This window comes from Lentisphaera marina, from assembly GCF_028745505.1.
Classification (GTDB): domain Bacteria; phylum Verrucomicrobiota; class Lentisphaeria; order Lentisphaerales; family Lentisphaeraceae; genus Lentisphaera; species Lentisphaera marina.
Genome location: NZ_JAQZZL010000002.1, coordinates 1,734,789 through 1,759,284, shown reverse-complemented (window position 1 = coordinate 1,759,284; position 24,496 = coordinate 1,734,789). Strand labels below are relative to the sequence as shown.

Annotated in this window: 13 protein-coding genes, 2 tRNA genes and 2 rRNA genes; 13 read left to right on the top strand and 4 right to left on the bottom strand. The window is 39.9% G+C overall.

Going from position 1 to position 24,496, the window contains the following annotated elements; all coding sequences use genetic code 11:
* Positions 1-45 precede the first annotated feature (45 nt).
* The 9 genes from PQO01_RS18090 to rrf all read left to right on the top strand — a co-directional run bounded on the left by PQO01_RS18090 (position 46) and on the right by rrf (position 8,922).
* Complete coding sequence (locus PQO01_RS18090) at positions 46-1,338, top strand: replication-associated recombination protein A (protein ID WP_274315587.1); 1,293 nt, start codon at positions 46-48, stop codon at positions 1,336-1,338.
* Entirely contained in the window at positions 1,316-1,861 is a 546-nt protein-coding gene (locus tag PQO01_RS18085) for a 5-formyltetrahydrofolate cyclo-ligase (RefSeq protein WP_274315586.1), read from the top strand. The genes PQO01_RS18090 and PQO01_RS18085 overlap by 23 nt, the downstream gene beginning before the upstream one ends.
* A 6-nt stretch (positions 1,862-1,867) precedes the next feature.
* A complete protein-coding gene (locus tag PQO01_RS18080; RefSeq protein WP_274315584.1) occupies positions 1,868-3,391 on the top strand; it encodes an Rnase Y domain-containing protein in 1,524 nt (507 codons plus the stop codon).
* A 10-nt stretch (positions 3,392-3,401) separates the two neighbouring features.
* Entirely contained in the window at positions 3,402-4,574 is a 1,173-nt protein-coding gene (gene argJ, locus PQO01_RS18075) for a bifunctional glutamate N-acetyltransferase/amino-acid acetyltransferase ArgJ (RefSeq protein ID WP_274315583.1), read from the top strand.
* Positions 4,546-5,148, top strand: a complete 603-nt coding sequence (locus PQO01_RS18070) for a hypothetical protein (RefSeq protein ID WP_274315581.1) — start codon at positions 4,546-4,548, stop codon at positions 5,146-5,148. The genes argJ and PQO01_RS18070 overlap by 29 nt, the downstream gene beginning before the upstream one ends.
* Before the next feature lie 227 nt (positions 5,149-5,375).
* A tRNA-Ala gene (locus PQO01_RS18065) sits at positions 5,376-5,449 on the top strand.
* Positions 5,450-5,457: 8 nt separating this feature from the next.
* A tRNA-Ile gene (locus PQO01_RS18060) sits at positions 5,458-5,534 on the top strand.
* 228 nt (positions 5,535-5,762) lie between these two features.
* Positions 5,763-8,679, top strand: a 23S ribosomal RNA gene (locus PQO01_RS18055).
* 128 nt (positions 8,680-8,807) lie between these two features.
* A 5S ribosomal RNA gene (rrf, locus tag PQO01_RS18050) occupies positions 8,808-8,922 on the top strand.
* 664 nt (positions 8,923-9,586) lie between these two features.
* On the opposite strand, the gene PQO01_RS18045 is transcribed toward rrf, so the two are convergent.
* The 4 genes from PQO01_RS18045 to PQO01_RS18030 form a co-directional block, all read right to left on the bottom strand.
* Complete coding sequence (locus tag PQO01_RS18045) at positions 9,587-13,111, bottom strand: protein kinase domain-containing protein (RefSeq protein ID WP_274315580.1); 3,525 nt, start codon at positions 13,109-13,111, stop codon at positions 9,587-9,589.
* 283 nt (positions 13,112-13,394) lie between these two features.
* A complete protein-coding gene (locus tag PQO01_RS18040; protein WP_274312032.1) occupies positions 13,395-14,483 on the bottom strand; it encodes a transposase in 1,089 nt (362 codons plus the stop codon).
* 84 nt (positions 14,484-14,567) lie between these two features.
* Positions 14,568-17,864, bottom strand: a complete 3,297-nt coding sequence (locus PQO01_RS18035) for a protein kinase domain-containing protein (RefSeq protein WP_274315579.1) — start codon at positions 17,862-17,864, stop codon at positions 14,568-14,570.
* 97 nt (positions 17,865-17,961) lie between these two features.
* Entirely contained in the window at positions 17,962-18,615 is a 654-nt protein-coding gene (locus PQO01_RS18030; RefSeq protein WP_274315577.1) for a hypothetical protein, read from the bottom strand.
* Positions 18,616-18,726: 111 nt separating this feature from the next.
* Here PQO01_RS18030 and PQO01_RS18025 point away from each other — a divergent pair, with 111 nt between their 5' ends.
* The 4 genes from PQO01_RS18025 to PQO01_RS18010 are packed head-to-tail and all read left to right on the top strand — an operon-like array spanning position 18,727 to position 24,414.
* Positions 18,727-19,029 carry an FtsB family cell division protein gene (locus tag PQO01_RS18025; protein WP_274315576.1) on the top strand — a complete coding sequence of 101 codons (303 nt, stop codon included), beginning with the start codon at positions 18,727-18,729 and terminating at the stop codon, positions 19,027-19,029.
* Position 19,030: 1 nt separating this feature from the next.
* Entirely contained in the window at positions 19,031-20,152 is a 1,122-nt protein-coding gene (gene hemW / locus PQO01_RS18020; RefSeq protein WP_274315575.1) for a radical SAM family heme chaperone HemW, read from the top strand.
* Between the two features lies 1 nt (position 20,153).
* Positions 20,154-22,481: a serine/threonine protein kinase gene (locus tag PQO01_RS18015; RefSeq protein WP_274315573.1), complete on the top strand. Its 2,328-nt coding sequence runs from the start codon at positions 20,154-20,156 to the stop codon at positions 22,479-22,481.
* The gene (locus PQO01_RS18010) at positions 22,450-24,414 is read left to right on the top strand and encodes an alpha-1,4-glucan--maltose-1-phosphate maltosyltransferase (RefSeq protein WP_274315571.1); all 1,965 of its coding nucleotides are present in this window, start codon (positions 22,450-22,452) and stop codon (positions 24,412-24,414) included. Before PQO01_RS18015 ends, PQO01_RS18010 begins: the two co-directional genes overlap by 32 nt.
* The last annotated feature ends 82 nt before the right edge of the window (positions 24,415-24,496 follow it).

Genomic DNA, 24,496 nt, shown 5'->3' with positions numbered 1-24,496 from the left:
ATATTTTATATGTAATGAACTAAAACCTTAATTCTGAAACCTGATATGTCCTTATTTGATCATCCACGTAGTGAACCACTGGCAGCGACTCTGCGACCAGAGGGCTTTGCGGACTTTTTTGGTCAGGAACATTTGACCGCAGAGGGTTCGCTCTTGCGGCGTTCGATTGAGAACGATTGCTTTAGTTCGATTATTTTTACGGGCCCTCCAGGTACAGGTAAGACGAGTTTAGCATCGATTATTTCAAAATACACTGAAGCCGATTTCATTGCGCTTTCCGCAATCGATAGCTCTGTGAGCGAAGTTCGCAAAGCTGTGAAAGCAGCTGATGAAGCACGCAAGTTCAGCGGTCGAAAAACAGTTTTATTTGTGGACGAGATTCATCGCTTTAACAAAGCTCAGCAGGATTCACTGCTCAAGGATATTGAGAATGGTACGGTGCGCTTTATTGGCGCAACAACTCATAACCCAGGTTTTTATCTGACTCCAGCACTTTGTTCGCGTTCATTGATTTTTACATTGAAGCCTTTAGAGGCGACAGCTATAAAGGCTTTGCTAAATGCCAAAATGCCAAGGATTCTTCGATCCTTAGAGACGGAGCTTGAGTTCGAAGAGCAGGGCTTGAAGTTTTTAAGCGAAAACTGTGAAGGGGATGCGAGGCGAGCACTCACAGTAATAGAATTAGCAGTAAAAACGGCACAAGCAGAAATCATTACTTTAGATGATTTACGTGAATGTTTACAAGTTAAATCATATAAGTATGATGCTGATGCTCACTACAATGCAGCCAGTGCATTTATTAAAAGTATGCGTGGTAGTGACCCCGATGCGGCAGTCTATTGGTTAGCCTATATGCTGGAGGCGGGAGAAGATATTCGTTTTATTGCGCGGAGAATTATGATTTTCGCTTCGGAAGATGTCGGTAACGCAGATCCGAGGGCCTTGCAGTTAGCCGTTTCAGCATCTCAGGCAGTGGATATAGTTGGCATGCCAGAAGCGCGGATTATTTTGTCGCAAGCAGTCACTTATTGTGCGACGGCACCCAAAAGTAATGCGGCTTATAAAGCAGTGAATCTAGCTTTAGATGATGTTCGCAATCAACGGTCTCAAGTCATTCCCATGCATTTGCGAGACCCGCGGAGTTCGGGCTACAACCCTGAGGAAGGCGACTATGTTTACCCTCACAATTCGAAAGAAGCATATGTGAAGCAAGAATACATAGGTGTGGAAACTCAGTACTATCAGCCAGTTGAACGTGGTTATGAGACCAAAATCAAAGAGCGTATGGATTATTGGCGGGATTTGCGAGGAGAGGATGAAAGCAAAGCAGATTCTTAGGAAACAGCTGCGACAGCAGATCGCTCAGAAACAAGGAGGAAGTGAAGATATTTCATCACTCCAGCATCATCTTGATGAGTTTGCGGATTTCGCAAATAAAACAGTCGCACTTTATCAAGCCGATTCGCAAGAACTTTGTTTAACTGACTTTTTTAAATCTAGCGAAATTCTTTTACCTCGCTTTAATGCCAAAGAGAAAGTTTATGATTTTTCTTTGTGGTCAGGTGAACAAAAGGATTTGCAAATGGGGCCTTTTGATATTGCGGAACCCCGTGTGCTCAGTGAGCTGAAATATATAGATTACTGCTTTATTCCAGCTTTAGCTTTCGACCGTCGTGGTAATCGTCTTGGAAGAGGTGGAGGATTTTACGATCGTTTGTTGGCAAAATATTCCATAGGTACTAAAGTCGGAGTGTGTTATGATTTTCAATTGATTGAGGATGTGCCAAGTGAAGATCATGATTACGTAATGGATTTTATTTTAAGTCCTTCGGGACTGTTTAAATGTGATAGGAAAAACTAATTCAAAATGAATGATTATATATATTTAATAACTGGTGTCATTATCGGTTTTATCATAGGCAGCTTACTGATTAAGAGTAAGTTTCGCAAATTAGAGAAAGATCAAGAAGCTCTACTTGCGGAAGCCAAGCTACAAGCAGCTGAACTTAAATCGCAGCGAATTAAGGAAGCTGAAGAAGAAATTCAAGAACTCAAATTACAAGCTAAAAGCTCTTTTGATGAGAATATCAAAAAGCATGAAGCTGAACGCGAAAGTTTAAAAAGTGAGCGTGAAAAAATTGAGTCTTTGCTGACGTCAACCCAAGATAGGCTCGATCAGCTTGATGAAAAACAAGATGAATTGAATCAAAAAAGCCAAATCATTAATCAACAAGAAGAAGCTTTGTCTCAGCGTGAAGCTGAATTAGCCTCGCTGACAGTTGAAGAAGCCAAGAATCAGATTGTTCAAAAAGCGGAGGAGCAATCCAAAGATCAATGCGCTCGTATATACAAACAAAACCTCAAGGAAATGAAGAGCCAAGCCTCGGAAGATGCACGCGATATATTATTATCAGCGATGCAGCGTTATTCTGCGGAATGCGCTAGTGATCGAACAACTACGACGGTTTATTTACCGAGTGATGAGATTAAAGGCCGCATTATTGGTCGCGATGGTCGCAATATTCGTACTTTGGAGTCTTTGACTGGCGCCAATATTATTATCGATGATACTCCCGAGACAGTAGTGATTTCTTGTTTTAATTCTTATCGTCGTGAAATGGCGCGAATTACATTGGAGCAATTAATTGATGACGGGCGTATTCACCCTAATAGAATTCATGAAGTGATTAGTTCAGTGACAGATCAAATGGATCGTGACTTGGAGCGTTCAGCAACTTACCTCTGTGAGGAATTAAATATTGGCGTTGTGAGCACAAAAATTTACCGTCAATTAGGTATGCTAAAATATCGTTTCAATGCTTTTCAAAATCTCATGCAATTCTCTCGTGAAGTCTCCTGTTTAATGGGGACAATCGCAGCGGAAATTGGCCTAGATGTAAGGCAAGCCAAGCGCTTGGGCTTACTCCATGCAATTGGTCAGAGTTTTGATGAATCGGCTGAAAATAATTCCGCTCAAATGGGAGCTGATTTTTTGCGTCGCGAAGGCGAAGATGAAGAACTTTGCGTGGCGATAGAAAACTACAAAGATACTTACACACTCTCCAATGGTATGGATCGCTTGTTACACGTGGCGGTTCAGCTCAGTAAAAACCGTCCTGGGACGGCTGATGAAGCCATGGATTCCTATGTGAATCGACTTCACCAAATTGAATTTATCATGAAAAATATGGATGAAGTTTCAGAATGTGTGGTTATGCAAGCGGGACGCGAAGTTCTTGTTTCTATAAGACCAGAAAAAGTAAAAGACAATGATATGCCGATGCTCGCTCAAGACATCGCCGAAAAAATTCAACAAGAAATGACTTTGCCCGGTGCGGTACAACTCATCTTATCAAGAGATTTACGAGTGGAAGCCACTGCGCAACCCTAAGAGATTTAATATGTATAAATTCGATCAAACACCCGTGATGCCCCAGGGCTTCACCTGTACGAGTCGCAATTGCGGTATCAAAGAAGAGGGCGATGATCTCGCACTCTTTTATTCAGAGAAACTTGCTGAAGCAGCTGCAGTATTTACCCGCAATCTAGTTCCTGGCGCTCCAGTCATTGCAGGTCGTGAAATTATAAAGAAAGGTAAATTACAGGCCGTGGTGGTCAATTCACGTGTGTCAAATGTGGGCACGGGTGAAGAAGGTGTTAAACGAGCTTACCGCATGTCGGCTGCTGCCGCAAAGGAACTCTCCTGTGATGAGAGTGAAGTGATCATGTCTTCCACTGGAGTCATTGCCGTACCTTTGCCCGTCGAGAAAATCGAATCTGGAATTGTAGGCATGAAATCAGATTTATGTTCCGATCCACTTGTTGGTGCGCGTGGTATAATGACTACCGATACTTATGCTAAAGCGATTTCGATTTCCTGTGATCACTACACACTAACAATTGTTGGCAAGGGTTCGGGTATGATTGAGCCCAACATGGCCACAATGCTCGTTTATGTATTTACAGATGCTGCGGTTTCCGCAAAAGATTTAGATAGTGTTCTGCGTGTTGGGGTGAATCAATCTTTCAATATGCTCTCTGTCGATACCGATACTTCAACTTCTGATACAGTGGTGGCCATGGCTAATGGTCTAGCTAAGAACCCCGTGGATCTGCAAGAGTTTCAGGAGCGCTTTTCAGCTGCTTGCATTCGTATGACAGAGATGTTGGCGCGTGATGGAGAGGGCGCTACCAAGCTATTGAAAATCATTATAGAAGAAGCTGTCGACGAGAAACAAGCGAAAATTTACGCTCGTGCCATGGTAAACTCTCCTCTTATTAAAACGATGGCGCATGGCTGTGATCCCAATATTGGCCGTATGCTTATGGCTCTTGGGAAATGTTTTGATAATGATCTAGATGTGGCAAAGCTCGAGCTGATTGTCAATGGTGTGACTGTTTTTGCTGATAGTATAAAAACTGATTTCGATGAATTGGCTCTTCGTGAATCCATCGATTCAGAAGAAGTCATTTTTCAAGTCAAACTCGGTTTAGGCGATGCAAGTGCTACTGCCTATGGATGTGATTTAACTCATGGTTATGTGGATGAAAATGCAGCTTATTACTCTTCGTAGTTTTTCACTTCTTTTAATTTGTTGCTTCTTACTCTCTTGTGCGAGTCAAAGAGAAGTTAACGTTTCTGGAAGTCCCTTTGGTCGTGCGCCTACAGCAAAGTTAATTGTGCCTTCTCATATAATTGTTAAGTCAGTTAATAAAGAACCCGTACAAATGCCTTTGTTAGCCAATGGTAATGTGACTTTGCTGATGGGAGAGGGGATTAACGAAATCGAAGCTCAATTTGAATACATATATGATGAGATGAATCAGAATGATTATTACCGCATCAGTTCAGATAGTTTCTATGCAGTTTTATCAGATGTTAAAGAAGGCGAAGTCTACAACTTTGACATGAAATTACCTGCTGATCAAGTCAAAGCTAAAAAGCGCTTGAAGGATAAAACAAATCTCGGAAATATTGTTCGAAAATCAGATGGCATACTCTTCCCATTAGTAGAGCAAGACCACAAACGTAAGTCGATCCGCGACTATATGCGTGAAAATGACCCCTATATTCAACTTAAGCATTGGTGGGAAAAAGCCGACTCACAACAGAAAGAACGTTTTAAGAGAGAGCTTCTCGAAAACTAAGCATCCCCAAAAAGCTTTCAAAAATGAGTGCTACTGAGCTGAAATAGCTTCAGTAGCATTTTTTATTATTGCAAAGTAAAGAAAAAGAGAAAAAAAGCCAAAAAGTGATTTGCGCAATTTAGCTCTTGTTGTATTATCAAACCCGTCGCCGAAAGTGTGTGACGAAATAAGTTCATTGAAGCAAGATTTTTGAGTAAGCAATTACTCAATAAGAAAGCGTTTAATACGGGGCCTTAGCTCAGCTGGCTAGAGCGCCGCCCTTGCAAGGCGGAGGTCATGGATTCGAATTCCATAGGCTCCACTTTAGATACGCGCATAGCTCAGTTGGTTAGAGCGCATCGCTGATAACGATGAGGTCCCAGGTTCAAATCCTGGTGCGCGTACCAGAATTTAAGCCTTCCCGAAAGTGGGAAAAAGCTTTAGATCTTTGAAAGGAAGAAAACAATAGAATGAAAGAGTCAAAGTATAATTGAGGTCTTTTAATTATTTATAATTGAAAGAACAAACCAAAAAACAATTTATACCAAGATCGCAAACCAAAAGAATACAAGACAAAGAAAGACTTAGTAAGAATTAGGTGTGTCGCTGAAGATATTATTTTTAATATTTTTGGTGGACAAGCTAGTAAGGGTGTATGATGGATGCCTTGGCACTAACAGGCGATGAAGGACGCGTTAAGCTGCGAAAATCCTCGGGGAGCTGCAAAAAAGCTTTGATCCGGGGGTATCCGAATGGGGAAACCCAGCTGGAGTTATGTCCAGTTATCCCTGACTGAATAAATAGGTCAGGGAGGCGAACCTAGGGAAGTGAAACATCTCAGTACCTAGAGGAAAAGAAATCAACCGAGATTGCGCTAGTAGCGGCGAGCGAACGCGCAAGAGCCTAAACCTAAAAGCATGCTTTTAGGGGTTGCGGGACCTGCAACATTGTATTGAAGAAATAGTAGAATCGTTTGGAAAATCGAACCACAGAGGGTGATAGTCCCGTAGATGAAATTTCTTTAATATATAGCGGGTATCCCAAGTAGGGCCGGACACGTGAAACCCGGTCTGAATCAGGGAGGGCCACCTTCCAAGGCTAAATACTCGTTAGTGACCGATAGTGAACCAGTACCGTGAGGGAAAGGCGAAAAGAACCCCGTAAGGGGAGTGAAATAGAACCTGAAATCATACATCTACAAAGTGTGGGTCATCTTTATATGATGTACCGCATGCCTTTTGCATAATGAGTCTGCGACTTACTGTATACGGCAAGGTTAAGTTATTAAACGGAGCCGAAGCGAAAGCGAGTACGAATAGTGCGATTTAAGTCGTATGCAGTAGACCCGAAACTGAGTGATCTATCCATGAGCAGGTTGAAGCCCGAGTAACATCGGGTGGAGGACCGAACCATTGCGTGCTGAAAAACGCTTGGATGACTTGTGGATAGGGGTGAAAGGCCAATCAAACTCAGTGATAGCTGGTTCTCTCCGAAATAGCTTTAGGGCTAGCCTTGAGTGCTTCTTTACGGGGGTAGAGCTACTGATTTTTCGCGGGCCCTTACCGGGGTACCAACAAATATCAAACTCCGAATACCGTAAATTTATGAGCTCAGGAGTCAGTCTATGTGGGACAAGCCGCATAGACAAAAGGGAAACAGCCCAGATCGCCGTCTAAGGCCCCCAAGATGGGCTAAGTGGAATTAAGGATGTGGAGTTGCTTGGACAATCAGGATGTTGGCTTAGAGGCAGCCACCATTTAAAGAGTGCGTAATAGCTCACTGATCGAGTGATTCTGCGCCGAAAATAATCGGGACTAAAGCCCATTGCCGAAGACGCGACCCAGCTTGCTGGGGGTAGGAGAGCGTTCTATCCAGGAGTGAAGCTTGATGGAAACAACAGGTGGACCGCATAGAAGTGAGAATGCAGACATAAGTAACGAAAAACCAGGTGAGAATCCTGGTCACCGAAATCCGAAGGTTTCCTGGGCAAGGTTCGTCCCCCCAGGGTTAGTCGGACCCTAAGGCGAGGCCCAACGGCGTAGTCGATGGACAACAGGTTAATATTCCTGTACTAGCTAAGTTTAGTGATGAAGGGACGCGGAAGGAAAATGTTAATGACTGATGGATTAGTCATACCAAGCAGGCAATTCGTAGAGTAGGAAAATCCGCTCTACACAAGAACCAACTGTGATGGGGCGAAGAAACCCTCGGGTGGAACCGTCTAACATGGAACCATGCTGCCAAGAAAAGCTTCTAAGCGTTTGAAGCTTAGTTATCCGTACTAAAACCGACACAGGTAGGAAGGTCGAGTAGACTAAGGTGCGCGAGAGAAACCACGTTAAGGAACTCGGCAAATTAGCCCCGTAACTTCGGGAGAAGGGGTGCCCCCTCAGGGGGGCCGCAGTTAAGAGGTCTGGGCGACTGTTTAGCAAAAACATAGCACTCTGCAAACTCGAAAGAGGAAGTATAGGGTGTGACACGTGACCAATGCCAAAAGGTCAAATGGAGAGGTTAGCCTTCGGGCAAAGCTTCGAAATGAAGCCCTGGTGAATGTCGGCCGTAACTATAACGGTCCTAAGGTAGCGAAATTCCTTGTCGGGTAAGTTCCGACCTGCACGAATCGTGTAACGATCCAGACACTGTCTCAACGTGGATCTCGGTGAAATTGTAGTTCCGGTGAAAATGCCGGATACCCGCAGATGGACGGAAAGACCCCATGAACCTTTACTGTAATCTGATATTGTTGTTCGGGCAGATATGTGTAGCATAAGTGGGAGACTGTGAACTTGCGTCGTCAGGCGTTTGTGAGTCGTCAGTGAAATACCACCCTTATCTGTCTGGGCATCTAACCCCACGTCCGTGAATCCGGATGGGGGACAGTTTCAGAGGGTCAGTTTGACTGGGGCGGTTTCCTCCTAAAATGTAACGGAGGAGCTCGAAGGTCTACTCAGTATGGTCGGCAATCATACGTAGAGCGTAAGGGTAGAAGTAGGCTTTACTGTAACACCGACAGGTGGAGCAGTTGCGAAAGCAGGACCTAGTGATCCAGCGGTGGAAAGTGGTATCGCCGTTGCTCATCGGATAAAAGGTACTCTGGGGATAACAGGCTTATCGCACCCAAGCGTCCATAGCGACGGTGCGGTTTGGCACCTCGATGTCGGCTCATCACATCCTGGGGCTGAAGAAGGTCCCAAGGGTCCGGCTGTTCGCCGGTTAAAGTGGTACGCGAGCTGGGTTCAGAACGTCGTGAGACAGTTCGGTCCTTATCCTCTGCGGGCGTAGGATATTTGATAGGAGCATTCCCTAGTACGAGAGGACCGGGAATGAGTGACCTCTGGTGTTCCAGTTGTACCGCCAGGTGCATTGCTGGGTAGCTAAGTCGCGAAAGGATAAGCGCTGAAAGCATCTAAGCGCCAAGCCCCCCTAAAGATGAGATATCCCAGGATTTATCCTCTAAAGGCTACAGGAAGACTACCTGTTCGATAGGCTGGAGATGTAAGCATAGCAATATGTTCAGTTGACCAGTACTAATCAGCCGTGAGGCTTGTCCACCTCTTTTTTAGTTGTCATCAGCTCGATGTCACCTAAAAAAGATAATAAGCACACAAGAAACTAACTCTACTAAGTTAGGTCTTGCGATCTTATTTTTCACAACTAAGTTTTCTTCCCAACATTTTCCGGCTGGTAACCACAGCGGAGGAGCCACACCCGATCCCATCCCGAACTCGGTAGTTAAGACCTCCAGCGCCGATGGTACTGCAGTTAAGACTGTGGGAGAGCAGGTCGTTGCCAGCCTTTTTTCTACTGCCGTAGGGGCAGACTCTACTAGATAGTTTTATTTCCCTATAGCTAGGCTACAAGCCGAAATTTTTAGAGCGCATATCTTAGGATATGCGCTTTTTTTTGCCTGCGATATACTGCCGTAGGGGCGGTAAGTTATTATACTTGCTATCCTATAGCAATATGGCTAAGTCCGGAACATTTTTAGAGCACTGAATAATTTATTATTCAGTGCTTTTTTTTGTGCTGCCGCACGGGCGGATGAGGCTATTAGATAGAAATTATTTAGCCGTAGGGGCGAGGGCTGAAAGCCCCACAGATTGTAACATGCACCGTGAGGTACATGTACAATGTTCGTAGTAATTATAAAGGGCTCACTTGTGAGTCCGACACTCTCACAAGTGAGCTCTTATGTGAACCTGACATAGAGTGTCGGACCCATTTTTGGGCCCTAGATTAATTTCCAAACCATTTTCATGCCCCTGACGGAGCAAGCTAAATTCTAGCGGAATTACTCGTGAGCCCTGACAATAGATATTCTAGGTAATGCAGGTTTAGAATATGTTAAAAGTTGTCGGCTTTAGTGTGGTGGTGGTAGAACTCATTATAAATGATAAAAAACTAATCTTACAACTAAAGAAAACTAAATGGGGGAATGACGATTTTTTCGTATAAAACTTTAGCGTAAGTCGCCTCTTAAGTGTAAAGACTCACTGAAGGTGGCACCCATTGACTTTTTATCACTTGCAGCATTAAAACCGGGGGAGAAATCTTTAATACGATAGTCCTTAGCTTTCGGGTCTTTAAAGCTGACGTTGTCTTTTAGGCTATCCTTCAAATCGGAAACATTATCATCAAGCTCTTCTAAAGAATAAATTTGTAAGTTCTTCACGATGGCAAGAGGGCCGGAGTTTGAAAGTAAAGAATTTTTTAGTTTGACTGAAGCTTCTTTTGCTGATGAGGATAGGATTGGGTTTTTACCCGCGTGCAATATAGAGTCGTTAATTAATGACTTGTTTAAGTTGATGAGAAGAGGGCTTGAATCTTTTTCTCTCGAGCAAATTGTCGAATGGAGGATCTGGATTTTTTGAGTGGATAAACTTGATTTAACGAAACGTAGGAAAGAGTTGCGGATAATGATATCTGATGATTTACCTGATGAGTTGATTCCGCCATTATCTAGAAAACAGTTGTCGATCAAGATATTATCGCTATCACTATCGATGTTAATTTCTCCATCTTGAAAGTTGAGTTGGCTAAGAATAATATCACTGCCACTAACAATTATGGAGTTGTGTATTTTTACTGCCTGTGAACCAATGAATTTAACTTTTTTCCCTTTGACAATTATGCTGTCGTTATAATTTCCAGGCAATAAACGAATAGTATTTTTAGTCATTGTGATAGTTTTTAAGTGGGGGTATTTATCTTGAGAACTTGGACCTACAAAAATGTCTTTTTGATAATCAGTTTTTATAAAATTGTTCAATTTTAAATTCACGAGGTTTATAACACACTCAGGGTCTTGTATGTAAGTTGTGTTTTTAAAATCATTGATTAGGGCATTTAGTAAGGTTTTTAATGAAATAGCATCATTTTCGGAGAGTTTATTGGCGGTGACATCATCTTCATTAATGATATTAAAAACTTTCAAAATCGCCATGGACTTACTTTCTACTTGTAGGTCAATTTCTTTGTTGATCTTGAGAACTAATTCTGGAGCTAGAGGACCAGTGTACACACTTATTTGCTCAGCAGCTTTTAGCTTATTATTGTTCATTAGGCAGTAAATGAATCGGCTAAAGTAAGTTTGATTATCAGAAGAAAATTTTAGGTGCTTTACTTGGTCTTCTAAATTGAAGCTTTTTATTTTAACACTTTGTTTCAAGGTCTTTCCTTGAAATGAGCTGAGTACTTGGATTGTTTTTTCATCTAAATCACAGCTTAAAACTTTTGCGCTTAAGGATTTACCATTAATTGTAAGCTCGAATTTTTCATTGTTAGAAAGTGCGATGTTATTTAAAATATTGCTCTCTAATTCATCTGTATTTATTAGTTCAATATTCTTTTTGATTTTATCAATATTTTCTAAGTTGGATAGTTTTTGAATATATTCATCTATCATAATTGTATCGAGTTTGAAAATAGCACTGACAAGAAAATCTTTTTGTTCAGTGATTTCGTGGTCTTTAAGTTCCTCTAAAGAGATAGGTGAATACTTCTCCTCGCTACCCGAAGCAAGTTTGTCTTGAATGATAGTTTGTAAGTCACTCATTAAGCTATTTCTAGATTCTAAACTCTCTTCTTTTAAGGGGCCGTCATAGTTTTTGTAGAGATTAATTGCATCCGTGTACTGCTTTTTAAACATCAAAGTATTTACTTCACTGCGTAATTCAATTATTATACGTCGAACAGCATTGGATTTAGCTTCATTAATCTCATTACTTATAAAATTGATGGTGTTGGTTTGACCTTCAGCAGCATTTTCTTGGTCACTTTTAAACCTCTCGTCAATGCCGGTAAAATCGGGTTCAGCTTCTTTTAATGCATCCAAATACCATGAACGTTCTAATTTAAGTGTTTTTGGCTTTTCTGGCTCTGGGGTGATAGGTGGATCAATACTTCCAAGAGGAGTGGTCAGAGGTAGGTCCTTGGCAGTTTCATCAGTGACTATAGCGGAGTCAGTATCTTCAATATTTGCCAGTGGAGTATTTTCGGGTGTAGGTATGTCTTCTTTAGTTTCTGCTTTTTGTGTGGGAGGTATATCAGCAAGTAATTGTTGATCTTTATTCGAATGCTTAGTGAATATAAATATAGCGCCACCTACAATCGCGAGTAAAAAAACAATAGAGCATATAATAGCGGCAACTGGACTCTCTTTCTTAACTTGCTGACGAGCTCGTCTTTTGTTCTGAATCGGGCGTTGATTAGAACGTTTCTCGGGCGCCGTCGGAGTAGTGGGAGGGGCAACACTTGGCGGAGTCTTGTGTTTTTTATTACGCGTCGTCTTTTTGATATCGGCGTTAGTTCTTTTTTTATTAACTCGTTTTGGATTGGTCAACTTTTGGTGGACTTCATTAGAGATGCCTAAGTCCACAGATGTTTTGATCCTATCTTGTATAGCTTCTGAAGATAATGGTTTAATGTTATAGGCGGTAGAAGCAGCGGAGCTTGCTACATTAAGGTATGGAGCTACAAGTTTGTAGAAATCTTTTTTTTCATACACTTCAGTTTTTTCACCAGACATCTGTTTAGTGTATGAATGCCCTATATTCTCATAATAAGTTTCAATCATCTTTAATACTTGACGATATGAGTTCATCCGTTGAATAGGCTCACGTTTAGATATGTTTTTAAGGATAAACAAGAAATCTTCATCGAGCTCTACTTCGACTCTTTTGGGGATGACTAGCTCTGATGGGTTGAATTCTCCAGAGGGAGTACTGTGTGGTGTGATACCAGTGATCAAATAATAGAGAAGCATGCCTAGGGAGTAAACGTCACATGCCTCGTTAGGGAATTTAGAACTATAAGTTATTTCTGGGCTGATATAGTATATGTCAAAGACCTGCATTTGCGATTTAACAAAACGCTGATCCTGCAACAAATGAGTGGCTATGCCAAAATCGTTATAGAGAATATCGCCTTTTTCATTAATGAATATATTTCGTGGAGTTAGAGAAAAATGACCAATCTTTGTGGCGATATAGGCCTCGTCAAGCGATAGTAAGAGCTCGTAGATTAAATCAAGTGCTTGAATAGGTCCCCAGATGTAACCAGAATCAACGAGTTTCTCAAGGCTTTCTATTTTTGTAAAAGGCATGACTTGGTAAACAAAGTCATCGTAAATACCTGATTCATGAATAGGCAATTGACCGTAGCCACCGTGTGGACTGAAGTCTCGTGCTAATTCAACAAAGATTTCGGGTTGTTGTAGAGAGAAAGTTAGAGTTTTGTCAAATACACGGAGTAGTTTGATTTTTTCAGACTTTTTGTCTAAGGCAGCAAAGTAAGCACTGAAGCCATCATCAGATACCTTATATAAAGTCTTGTACCTAGACTTTATTGTATCACCCACTTGCATACGACCTCTACGAAGCTGTATGGTGTCATTACAATGAGGACAGCGCAGGCTTTCCACAGAGGAGCTCGCGTCCATGTTGATTTTGCGGTTGCAGCTTAAACAGGTGAGGGAGAAGTTCATGAATGGTACTTTTTTAAGTTGAAGGTGTCTTCAAAAGACGAAATGTAAAATATATAATGCTTTAAAACTTAGTTAAATTATAACAGTTTCCATTTATATACAAGAATCTTTAATTATGTAGCTCGATCCTTTTGCAAAAGTCCTGAATTAGAGTGATTAAAAAGTTCATCCAGGATAAATCTTAAGATCTCGCTCACATGTATCTCGAAATTGGATACATGTGAGTATAAACAAGCCAAAAATGGACGCAAGTTGATCATGACGTATAGTTTTATGTTAGTTGCTAAATAGTCTTGAAGAGTTGGTTTGCTGTTATTGCAATAATGCCAAACATTAGATGAGTCATGACTTTTGCATGTCCTCGTACTCTGATCATCCTACCACCATAGTTGTCTTTTAAGTTCGAAAAGACTCTTTCAACAGATGACCGCTGTTTGTACCGTTCTTTTTCAGGCGGGTCAAAAATCTTTTTCTCCCCAGTTTTTCTAGGATTGTGATCAATAATAGATTTATGTCCTAAAAGATGGCTGAATTTATGGATAGAAGGTGAATCATAGGCTGCATCCATTAAATCATATAAATTAGTTATGCGTTGTGCGCTAATCTGTGCTAAAGGGATTGCCGCTTGGCTGTCGTGTAAAGACGCTGAACTCAATAGGCCTGCGACTGGTATATCTCCATCAATACAATCTAAGTGAAGCTTGTAGCCTTTCCATGAAACTTTATAACCATTACTGTTTTTCTTTGTCCCTTTATTACAGTGCGTTGGGAGCTCTTTTAAGTTTTCTTCAAGTGACCGGTCGACCTGCTTTTCCACTACGGTTTTTTCTTTAATTCGGATCTCACCTTTTTTAGGCCGCCCTCGTTTCTTAGGGGCTTTAGGCTCAGCCCCTGGTTCAGACATGACTTTTTCTCTAGCTTCAATTGCTGAAGAATCTCTACTAATGTGCGGTACTAAGGTGTCTCCACAATGTTTTACCACTAAGAATTCATGGATTCTTTGGCAGAGCTGAGAGGCGGTGATTTCTGCAAATACTCTAGAAAAAGTACTTTCATGAGGAAGCTGTTTTGCAAATTCCCAACCACATAAACGACGTATCTTTGTACTTGATTTGAGAAAGTCTATAAAAGATCTTGTTGTATCGAAGTTATAAACGGATTTGGCTATGTAAGCTTTCACTATATTAAAATGATCTTTCGGAGGTCGCCCAAATCCACACCATTCAAATTCATGGCTGAACTGATCAAGCTCAGTTATTGTGCAGATGCGAACAAACTCTTTCTCTTTCTTAGTTAATTCTCCGCCTAAAAGTTCTTCTAAGCCTGGAAATAAATACTTTTCTATGGTATCCCATAAGCCGGGTAGATTCATGTTTTTTCTCTTTTTGTTTTGGTAACTATTGAGATAACATGTTTCTACTTTTATTCAGCTTGTTTTATGACTTTTGCAAAAGGCTCACTCTTTGAAGTTTTTTGTTAAAAAGCCATGATCATTCATTTTTACACCGATTGAAAACTTTTTATAACCTTTTTTGTAGCCTGGGGATTGCGGGCTTAAGCGGTAATCACCTACATCACTATTGACGAATGTTAGTTGGTCTTGGAGGCAGAAATTAAATTGAGGGAATAAGTGACGAAGATCAGTTAATGTAGTGTATTTTTGGGGATCGTTTATTGCTAGAAAATACTCGGATGAAAAGAGGCAATAACGAAATTTGATATCATTTTGTTTTTTGAAGTTCTTAAAAATGGGTGTGTTGTCAGCAGTGAATATACAGTTGAGGAATTGTGTTCGTTGCGGCGATCCAGATACATTCGATTTGGAATCTTTATTAGGGAAAATCAAGGAATCTTGTATATTGATTTTTTTCGCAGAATCAGCAAAAGAAATACCATTTAAAATACAATTATCTATGGTGATACTTTCATTATGAGCAGATATATCTATTGAGCCGTTCATGAGATTGGTATTTTTAATCTGGACAGAGTTTATGTTTTTAGCTAGAGTGATACTTCCAGAGTTTAGATTTAAATATTCTAGGGAGCATGATGAAGCGTTGACGGATATGTCGCTGTGAATTTGAACACCATTACAAGCGATAATTGTAGTTCCTACTTGATCGATTTGTATTTGTTCTGTGTAAATGCCAGGCAGTAAACGAATAGTGGTGTTTTTGTTTTTTAAGGCATGAGCTAAACGCGGGAGTTTATATTGTGAATCGTGTCCGACTATTATTTCTTTAGATGAGCGAGGGAGTAGTGTATTTTCTAGTTGAGTAAGGTAATTTGTAATGAGTTCCTTATGACTTGAACTGAAATCAATAAGTTGGTATTGATTTTGAAGCTCTGTAATTAAAGTATATAAAGCAATTTGGTTATGTGGATCCATACTAGATGAAACCATTTCTGAGCCAAATTTTTGGTGGAAATTTTCAAAGAGGATCGTATAAGCCTGTGTCATTTCAGAGTTAAGTACTTTTTGAAAGAGAGGTTTTAGGGATGTCGCTAAGGGGCCTTGATAGGGATGTAAATAAAGAAAGGCTCCTGTGTAGTCTTCCACATGGAGGAGGAACATGAACCTTAAAAATACCTGTTCATCTTTATCGGAGCGATTTAACCAAGTAGCTAAAAAACGATTATTAAGTTTATCAAAAGGTATTTCTAAATTAAGATTTCTGTTATTAATGTAGGATTTCACCGAAATATATTGCTTTTCTAAATTATAAGAATTGAACTCAGTATCGATGATTTTTCCAAGATATGGTACGGGAATTACAGGTTCTTCAGAACTCAGAATATTGCTAAAAATAGTTTTGTAGAGTTGTGCTATTTTTGATTCTAATAATAGTTGACGTAATCGTTGGATATTTTTATTTTCGGACGAGTTTTCTATGTTAACAGCACTAATGATAGCTCCGTCAATGTCAGTATTCATAATCTGAAGAGCTAAGAGTTCGAATTCGTCTTTGGGAGTGTCGAATGCTTTTTCATCGGGAAGTTCTTCAATGAGTTGGACCATATGAGCTCGCTCAGAACTAGTGTGTTGCGCTATATATGCAGAATAATTACGTATTAAGTTGATGGCTTTTTCTTTTTGATGGTCTTGTAATAGAGCTAAAATTTGTTCATTGAGTTGATTGAGGATGCGGTTTTTTTGAGTGAATAACTGTTCATGGCTAGCTTCTTGGATAAGCATCAGTTCCTTAAGCTCATCACTCGATGCAAGTTTGATATCTTCAATGAGTCTTAAGTTTAATTGATCGAAGTTAGGGTGATCACTTTTAAGTTCATTTTTATACCATTGGTAATCTATGTCCGGAGTGGCAATAGTGTTTTCGCTGTGACTTTTTAAAGGCTTAAGAGGCGTTTGAATTGATGCCTTCGGTTTTTCATTGTCACGAGCAGGAATTGGAGTGTTATTTGGTGTATTAGAACTGAAGATCTCTGAGTTTAGAAGAGAGAAAGTAATGGCAATAAAGGCAATAAGGATGATGGCAAAGCTTAGGCGGTTTCTACTTTGTTTAATTTTTCCTGCCGATTTAGATCTATTGAGCATCTGGCTATGAGGCCTTTGTTGTAGTCGTCTTTTATTTGAAGCATGCGCGTGGGTGATCTTTGTTTTGAACTCTTTCGGTAAATGTATCTGTGTAGAGACCTTTTGACGAATGACTTCCGAATTGTAATTAGATTTACTCTTTATCGTTAAAGATTTTGGCTTTTTCTGGACATTGGGTAGAACGTGTTGAATAAAATGTTGCGATTGAAATAGAAGCGTTTTTTCCCCTTCCATTTGTTTTAGTTGTACATGACCAATCGAATTATAGTACTGCTCAATGGCATTAATGGTTTGACGGTATGACTGATAACGATGGTTATGATCCTTATTTGTCATCGTTTTGAAGATTTGGAGAAATTCCTCGTCTAAGGACTCTAGGATGTCATCGGGTAGATTTAAATCTTCATAGACTAGTTCACTTTTATCTTCAATAGCACCATGAGGAGTAAGGCCAGTCATCATGTAGTATAAGCAATGACCTAAAGAATATAAGTCACTACTTTGTTTTGGGTAATGTAAGCCCTGAACTAGTTCAGGACTCGAATAGTAGATATCAAAAATGTTAAAATCCGAAGATATGAATCTAGGATCCTGTAAAAGTTGGGGTGCTAAAGTGAAACCTATGAATTTTACAGAGCCATCATTATTAATAAATATATTATGTGGGTTTAAATTGAAGTGGCCACAACCAGTTACAGAATAAGCATTATCCAAAGATTCGAGTATATCGTGGCATAGATCCAAACCTTGAAGTGGGCTCCATAAGTAGTCATTCTCCACGATTTGATCAATGGATTCAAGTTTCATGTAGGGCATGACTTGGTAGAGATATTTTTCGAAATAATCTGAATGTAATATAGCTGGATGAGTATCACCCAGAAGACTGGAACTTGCTTCCATGATATCTTTTATTTCTTCAGGTGAGCAGACGGCCTTAAAGAAAGTTTCATCGAAAACTCTAGTTAAGCACAATTGTCCTTCTGTTTTGTCATAGGAGACAAATAGTTTACTAAAGCCATCATCGTTTATCTCATATAGGGTAGAGAGCTGTTCGTTAAGAGAAACACCTTCCCCCATGCTACTTACGCGGATTGGTATTTCTTCTTGACAATTTAAGCATGGATATTGCTCTATGAGATTCGATAAATCTAAAGTCATTTGGTAAAGACAATTTTTACAGGTTAAAGTAAAATTCACTGGGGGCTTTCCTACATTGTTGCCACTAACTTATGAGTCCGTGGAAATGAACAGAAAGATTTACTTGTTAAAATTGTATTAATTAAATGGGTTTTAGTCAGTTGAGTAGTATCAGGATTTCTTTATAAATCGAAGTAATCGCATCGAAATATATAACTACGTTAGTGAATGAGGGGGTGAAAAAAACAAAAATACCAAAAACTATAAGTGTATTAATATAAGTAAGTAATGTCGCAGAAAAGAAGTGGCCAGGTTTATCAAAGTCACTTTGTTTGGTTTTGATTATTAAACGCGCATTCATATAGATGTGATGTGCAAAAGAACTGCCAATTAAAAAAGTAAAAATCAGCCCAGCTTGTTCTTGGTGCTTCAGCAAAGGTAATAGGAAGTAGAGAGGTAGCATTGCTACGGTTAAAGTTGGGAAGAAATAGGGGGCTAGCATAATGAAAGTATTTGGTTTTTCGACTTCTACCGAGCCTGATTTGAAGCCAAAACTAAATTTTCCTGTCTTTTTGCGACAGAGCTTTGCTGCTAACCAATGAGCTGTTTCATGCCCAAAAACATAGATAACTTCGAAGCGACAAATGAATTTGAACGTCAGAAAACCAGCGATACAACCAGCCAAAAACCAAATAGAGGATGAGGATAAACTTTTTTCCTTGATGATGAGAAAAATGGAAAATAGATTTAAGCCAGTGGCCAGAATAAAAAGGGGAGCCAAAAGCATGTTTTTAATAAAAATGCTAAACATTGAGTGATTTTCTTATAATATTACGTAAATCGTAAGAAGTGGGGGGTTGTTAATAAATGATTGTTAATTATAATATCTTTATATGTAATATAGTCAATTGGATCTAAAGACGTGGGATTTGCCAAAATCACAGGTGTATTGTTTTTTCTACTCATAGTGGTGAGTGGAACTTACGTCATGGTGCCCAAGTATATTAAATACAATCGTACACAGACTGACTTAGAGAAAACTGAGAGAGCGGTTCTTTTACTAGAATCGGATGTTCAAAAACATCGAGATGAGCTCCATGATTTAACTGTGAAGCCTTCTGCAATCGAGCGTGTAGCACGAGAGAAATTTGGTTTGTGCCGCAAAGGTGAGCGAGTTATCATCTTTAAAGATGAAGATTTATATCGTGAGAAATTAGCGAACTAAGATGTCTTCAATAGTTGAGTTTGACTCACTTTATATACACGTCCCCTTCTGCAAGAACATATGCGATTATTGTACGCTTTATTCCCTTGTAGAAAACTCCCCCAAAATACGAAAAGACTACTTAGCTAAAATTGCTCAGGATTTAGATGGATCGAGAGAGAATCTAAGTCAGTTGAAAACCATTTTTGTTGGCGGTGGTACTCCTAGTGCCTTAAAGCTTGATGATCTAGAGTCCTTATTGAAAAAATTGACTGAGTTTCATACTCAAGGAGAATTCACAATAGAATGCAATCCGGCCACAATTGATGAGGCTAAGTTAAAGCTCATGTACTCTTATGGTGTGAATCGTTTGAGTTTTGGTGGTCAATCAACTTCTCGTAAAACTCGCAAAGTTTTGGGGCGTAGAACGGGGGACCTTGAACTCTTCCGAGCTGTTGATATGGCTCAAGATTTAGGTTTCGAAAGGATTAATGTGGATTTGATTTATGGTGTACCAGGACAAAGCTTAGCCGATTGGCAGTACGATGTTCAACAAGTGTTAAATCGTGGGGTGAAACATTTTTCTGCTTACAGTTTGATTTTAGAAGAAGGTTCTGAGCTTTCTAAACGAATAAAAGAAACAGATGATGACCTAGCCGTTGAAATGTACCACTTATGCGAAGAGCTCTTAAAAGAAGCCGGTTTGGAACGTTATGAGGTTTCTAATTACGCTCGACCAGGTGAAGAATGTCGACACAATTTGGGTATATGGCATGGGGCAAAATATCTAGGCGTGGGGCCCGCGGCAGCATCATTTGATGGCTATTTGCGTTGGACGGAAAAAGCTGACTTAAGCGCGTGGTTAAAAGGTAAAAAAGCAGAAATTGACGAAATCTCTCCAAAAGAGCGTGCTGTAGAGGTCTTAGCTTTTGGATTCCGTACTAAAATGGGGTGGCAAAAAGAGCTATTGCATTCATTATACGGTATTAAAGTTTTAATTGAGTGTAAAGAGATATTGGACAAATTAATGACTCAAGGATTATTAGAAGAAACAGAAAGTTATATCCGTGCAAGTGAGCAAGGATTACTTTTTGCAGATGAAATAGCTTCTACCTTAATTGAATTCGCACAGGAGAATCTATAACATGAGATTTCAGTGCGTATTATGTAAATCTACCTATCAAGCTGAAAGCTTAGAATTAGGTACGAGTAAAAATTGTCCAACTTGTTCAAAGAAAATCGTTGTTCCGCGAAAAATTTATGATCCAGGAAGAGTGATTGGTCAAGACTTTGTAATCGAGAAAATCGTTGGTGTCGGTGGAATGGGAACAGTGTTCTTGGCACGCCAAATCAGTTTAGATCGTCCTATCGCTTTAAAAGTACTTTTGCGTAGGTATTCTGCGGACAGTAAATTCCGACAAGAATTTTTGCGTGAAGCGCAATCAGTAGCATCAATGATTCACGGCAACTTAGTGCAAGTCTTTGCGTTTGGTGTCGATGAAAGTGACCTTTACCTAGCCATGGAATACGTTGAAGGAGACACTTTAGGTGATCGCCTTGAGAAAAATGGTAAAATTGATGTGAGTGATGCACTGGGGATTGTTCAGCAAGTTACCGAAGGTCTGCACTATGCATGGGAGAAAGACTCCTTAATTCATCGCGATATTAAGCCTGATAACATTATGATTACGGCTGATGGTTGGGTTAAATTGACTGATATGGGCTTGGCTCGTCAGCAAAGAGATTTACAGGATGTTCAGGAAGTTTCTGGAACTCCGGCATATATGAACCCAGAACAGTTTTTAAAAGACCCCATGGATTGTCGTGCTGATATCTACAGTTTAGGTGTGGTGCTCTATCATTCTGTTACAGGAGTTCTTCCTTTTGATTCAGAAAACGTAAGTGAACTGGCTCGCCAGCACATTCAAGATCCAGTGATTTTCAATAATCGTCGTGTCGATTTACCTTTAGATGTTCGCAAACTGATCACGAAGATGATGGAGAAGTCTCCTGAGAAGCGCTTCATTGATCACGAAGCCTTACTGAAAGAACTCATTAAAGTACGTAAGAGTTTAAGTAAAGATCCGAGTTTGGTTCCTGGGATCCATACAATTTCTTTCAGTCGTAAAGATATTGGCGAACTCAAAGTTGGAACTAAAAAGAAAGAAGCTAATTCTTTAGACTCTTTGCCACGAAAAAAAATACGTAGCTTAAGTGCAAATGATGATTACCATGATGCAGAAGCATTATTGATGAGTGATAGCCAGAATTCGACTTCAAATGTATTTTGGACCAACTTAGTAGCCATAACGGCTGTGTCGGCAGCCTTGATGGTTTCCATTTTTTCGAGTCCCTCAAAGAAAGTTTATGAAGTTGAAGCTGAAAATTTACTCAATAGAATTAAGCAAGGCGAATTACAGTTAGATCGTACTAGACTTGAACTCGAGAAAGCTTTACAGGAATTGCCGGAAGATGGCAATGTGAGAGAAATGACTTTGCGGGCGGAGATGCTAACAGTTTTAAATGCGGTGGCATTGAAAGAGAAACAGGCGCTTCAATTAGAGTTAGAGAAAAATTCAGAAAAATTAACAAGTGTGGTAAGAGAGAAAGCTCTTTTAGTTAGCAGTGTTAAACAAAAAGCTAAAGAAGAAGGTCTGAAAGAGGGCTTGTATGCTCGTACTTTACAGGAACTTAAAAAGACTGAAGTTGAGACATTGGAAAGTACTTTAACGAAAGATGAAGAGAATGCAGTTCCACAATTAATTTTCAATGATGCTCTGATGCTCGATAAGCTCTGGTTCGAGACGAAGAACAAAATTTTGATGACGAGCTTTAAAGAAGTCTACCTTTGGAAAAATGATTCGGCTTTAGAAGTTATTGCAGGTCAAAAAACTAAGTTATTTGGCTCTTATTTAGAAGAAGTGAATGATTTGGAAAACCTAATCGGTAAAGCGCAAGAATTTCAGCTCAAATTTATCAAAGGACTCAATTTACTTGAAGGGCAACAGATTTCATTGCCAGGTGGTGACTTACCTGATATTCCCTTGACCGTGTACTCTGTTGATGAGGATGACATAGAATTCAAAGATAGTTATAACAAGACTTATAAAATCCCTCAGTTACCCATTGTCCAGCAAAGGTATTTATACGAAGAGATGTACCCGAGTAGTGAAAATGATGAGCTCTATGCAAGCTACGCCTTATGTGCTTTGCAATTTACCGAAGCGGTAAGTAATGGAGCTGACAGCGACATGAGTTCAATCGTTTTTGATCACTACGCACATAACCGCTATAACTTAATCAATAATTACCTAAAAAGTAAACTTCAAAGTCGCGCACGTGAAAGTGGACTTAAGCTCTTACAGCTTGCGAAATTATTCCCAAGTAAACTTAAGGTAATAGAACAAAAATTGGATAGAATTTTAGGAGAAGGATGGAGCTATGAGTCAAGAGCTACTGAGAACGGATTATAATAGTCACTACGTCTATATACAAAATGTAAAACCGACTGTTGATGGTGGTATATACCCAATTAAACGACGCCAGGGTGACAAAGTTGACGTAAGTGCTGAAATCCTTCAGCAAGGTCATGATGGTTTGTCAGCAGAACTTCATTTCAAGCATAAGGCTGAAAAGCGTTGGCAGAGTATTCCAATGACCTGCATGAATGCTGGATTAGATTTATATGAGGGTTCATTCACAGTAGAAAAAATGGGTTTGTATGAATTTAAGATTTTTGCATACGCCGACTTTTATGATCACTGGGCTCATGGCGTCGAAAAGAAATTTTATGTAGGTGAAGACGTAAGTTCCGAGTTGATCGAAGGTGTCGCTTTACTAAAAGATTGTCAATCAAGAGCCAATAAAACAACTGCAAAGCAGCTAGCAACGATTATTAAAGAATTAGAAGCTCAAAAAGATATGAGTTCTAAATTCTATCGTATGATGGAAGCTGAACTTAAAGATTTGGCAGCTTCATTGCCTGATAAAGATTCTTTCAATACCGCTACGAGTTCAGTTTATGCAGTTCGTTGTGATAGACGCCGTGCAGAATTCGCTTCTTGGTACGAAGTTTTTCCCCGTTCTTGTTCGGGAAAAGAAGGTGTTCACGGCACCTTTAGCGACGTAGAAAAAATGTTGCCCTACATCGATGATTTGGGTTTCGATGTCTTATACTTTACGCCCATTCACCCCATCGGTTTTTCAAAACGTAAAGGAAAGAACAATTCCCTGACAGCAGGAGCAGGTGAACCAGGAAGTCCTTATGCCATTGGTTCTGAAGCAGGTGGTCACTTTGCCGTTCACCCAGAGCTTGGTACTTTAGATGATTTTGACAAATTGGTGAAAGCTTGTGCTGAGAGAGATATCGAAATAGCCTTAGATTTTGCTTTAAACTGTTCTCCAGATCACCCCTATTTAAAAGATCATCCCGATTGGTTTTATCGCCGTCCCGATGGTTCAATTAAATATGCGGAAAACCCCCCCAAGAAGTACGAAGATATTTATCCCCTTAACTTTGAATGCGAAGATCGCAAAAACCTTTGGGCAGAAATTCGCGATATATTCTTGTTCTGGGCAAGTCATGGCGTAAGAACCTTTAGGGTAGATAACCCTCATACGAAACCCATTAGCTTCTGGAACTGGTGTATTGCCGAAGTTCATAAAGAATACGAAGATGTGATCTTTTTGTCTGAGGCCTTTACTCGTCCTCGCCTTATGGAATTATTAGCGAAGAATGGTTTTACTCAGTCTTACAGCTACTTTACTTGGAGAGAAAGTAAGGAAGAGTTAACTGAGTATTTCAACTACTTACACAATTCTGAAGCAGTTGAATACATGACTGCCAATATTTTCGCAACAACCCCAGATATACTCCCCAAGCACCTGCAGTTCTCTTCAGCACAAATGTTTAGAATTCGTCACGCTCTAGCTGTGACACTTTCTCCAATTTATGGCATGTATACGGGCTATGAATTATGTGAAAACATTCCTGTTGGCCCCCGCGATGAACTCATGGATTCAGAAAAATATGAGCTCAAAGTAAGAGACTATGAAGATGCAGGAAGTATTGCTCCTTTTGTAAAAAAGCTGAATATGATCCGCCGTGAAAACCCGGCTTTACAAGTTCAAAATAACCTGCAGTTTTGCAATGTGAATAATGAGAAGCTCATTGCCTTCTTAAAACGTGTTGAAGGCAATACTTTACTTGTTGTTATCAGTCTCGATCCTTTGCATACACAAAGTGGAATGGTGCACATGCCGATTCATGAATTGGGCTTTGACCAGCATCACCAATATAATATGCATGACCTCATGACTGACCAAGTCTACGATTGGACAGGTGCAAATAATTACGTTGAGATTTCTGATCGTGCCGCACCGGTACACGTATTTAGAGTTTTCTAAATCCCAAGGATTGATTCAATAAATTGACTTGTGTTCATTTGAACCAAGTCTCACAATAAAAAGGCCGAGTTTTTAAACTCGG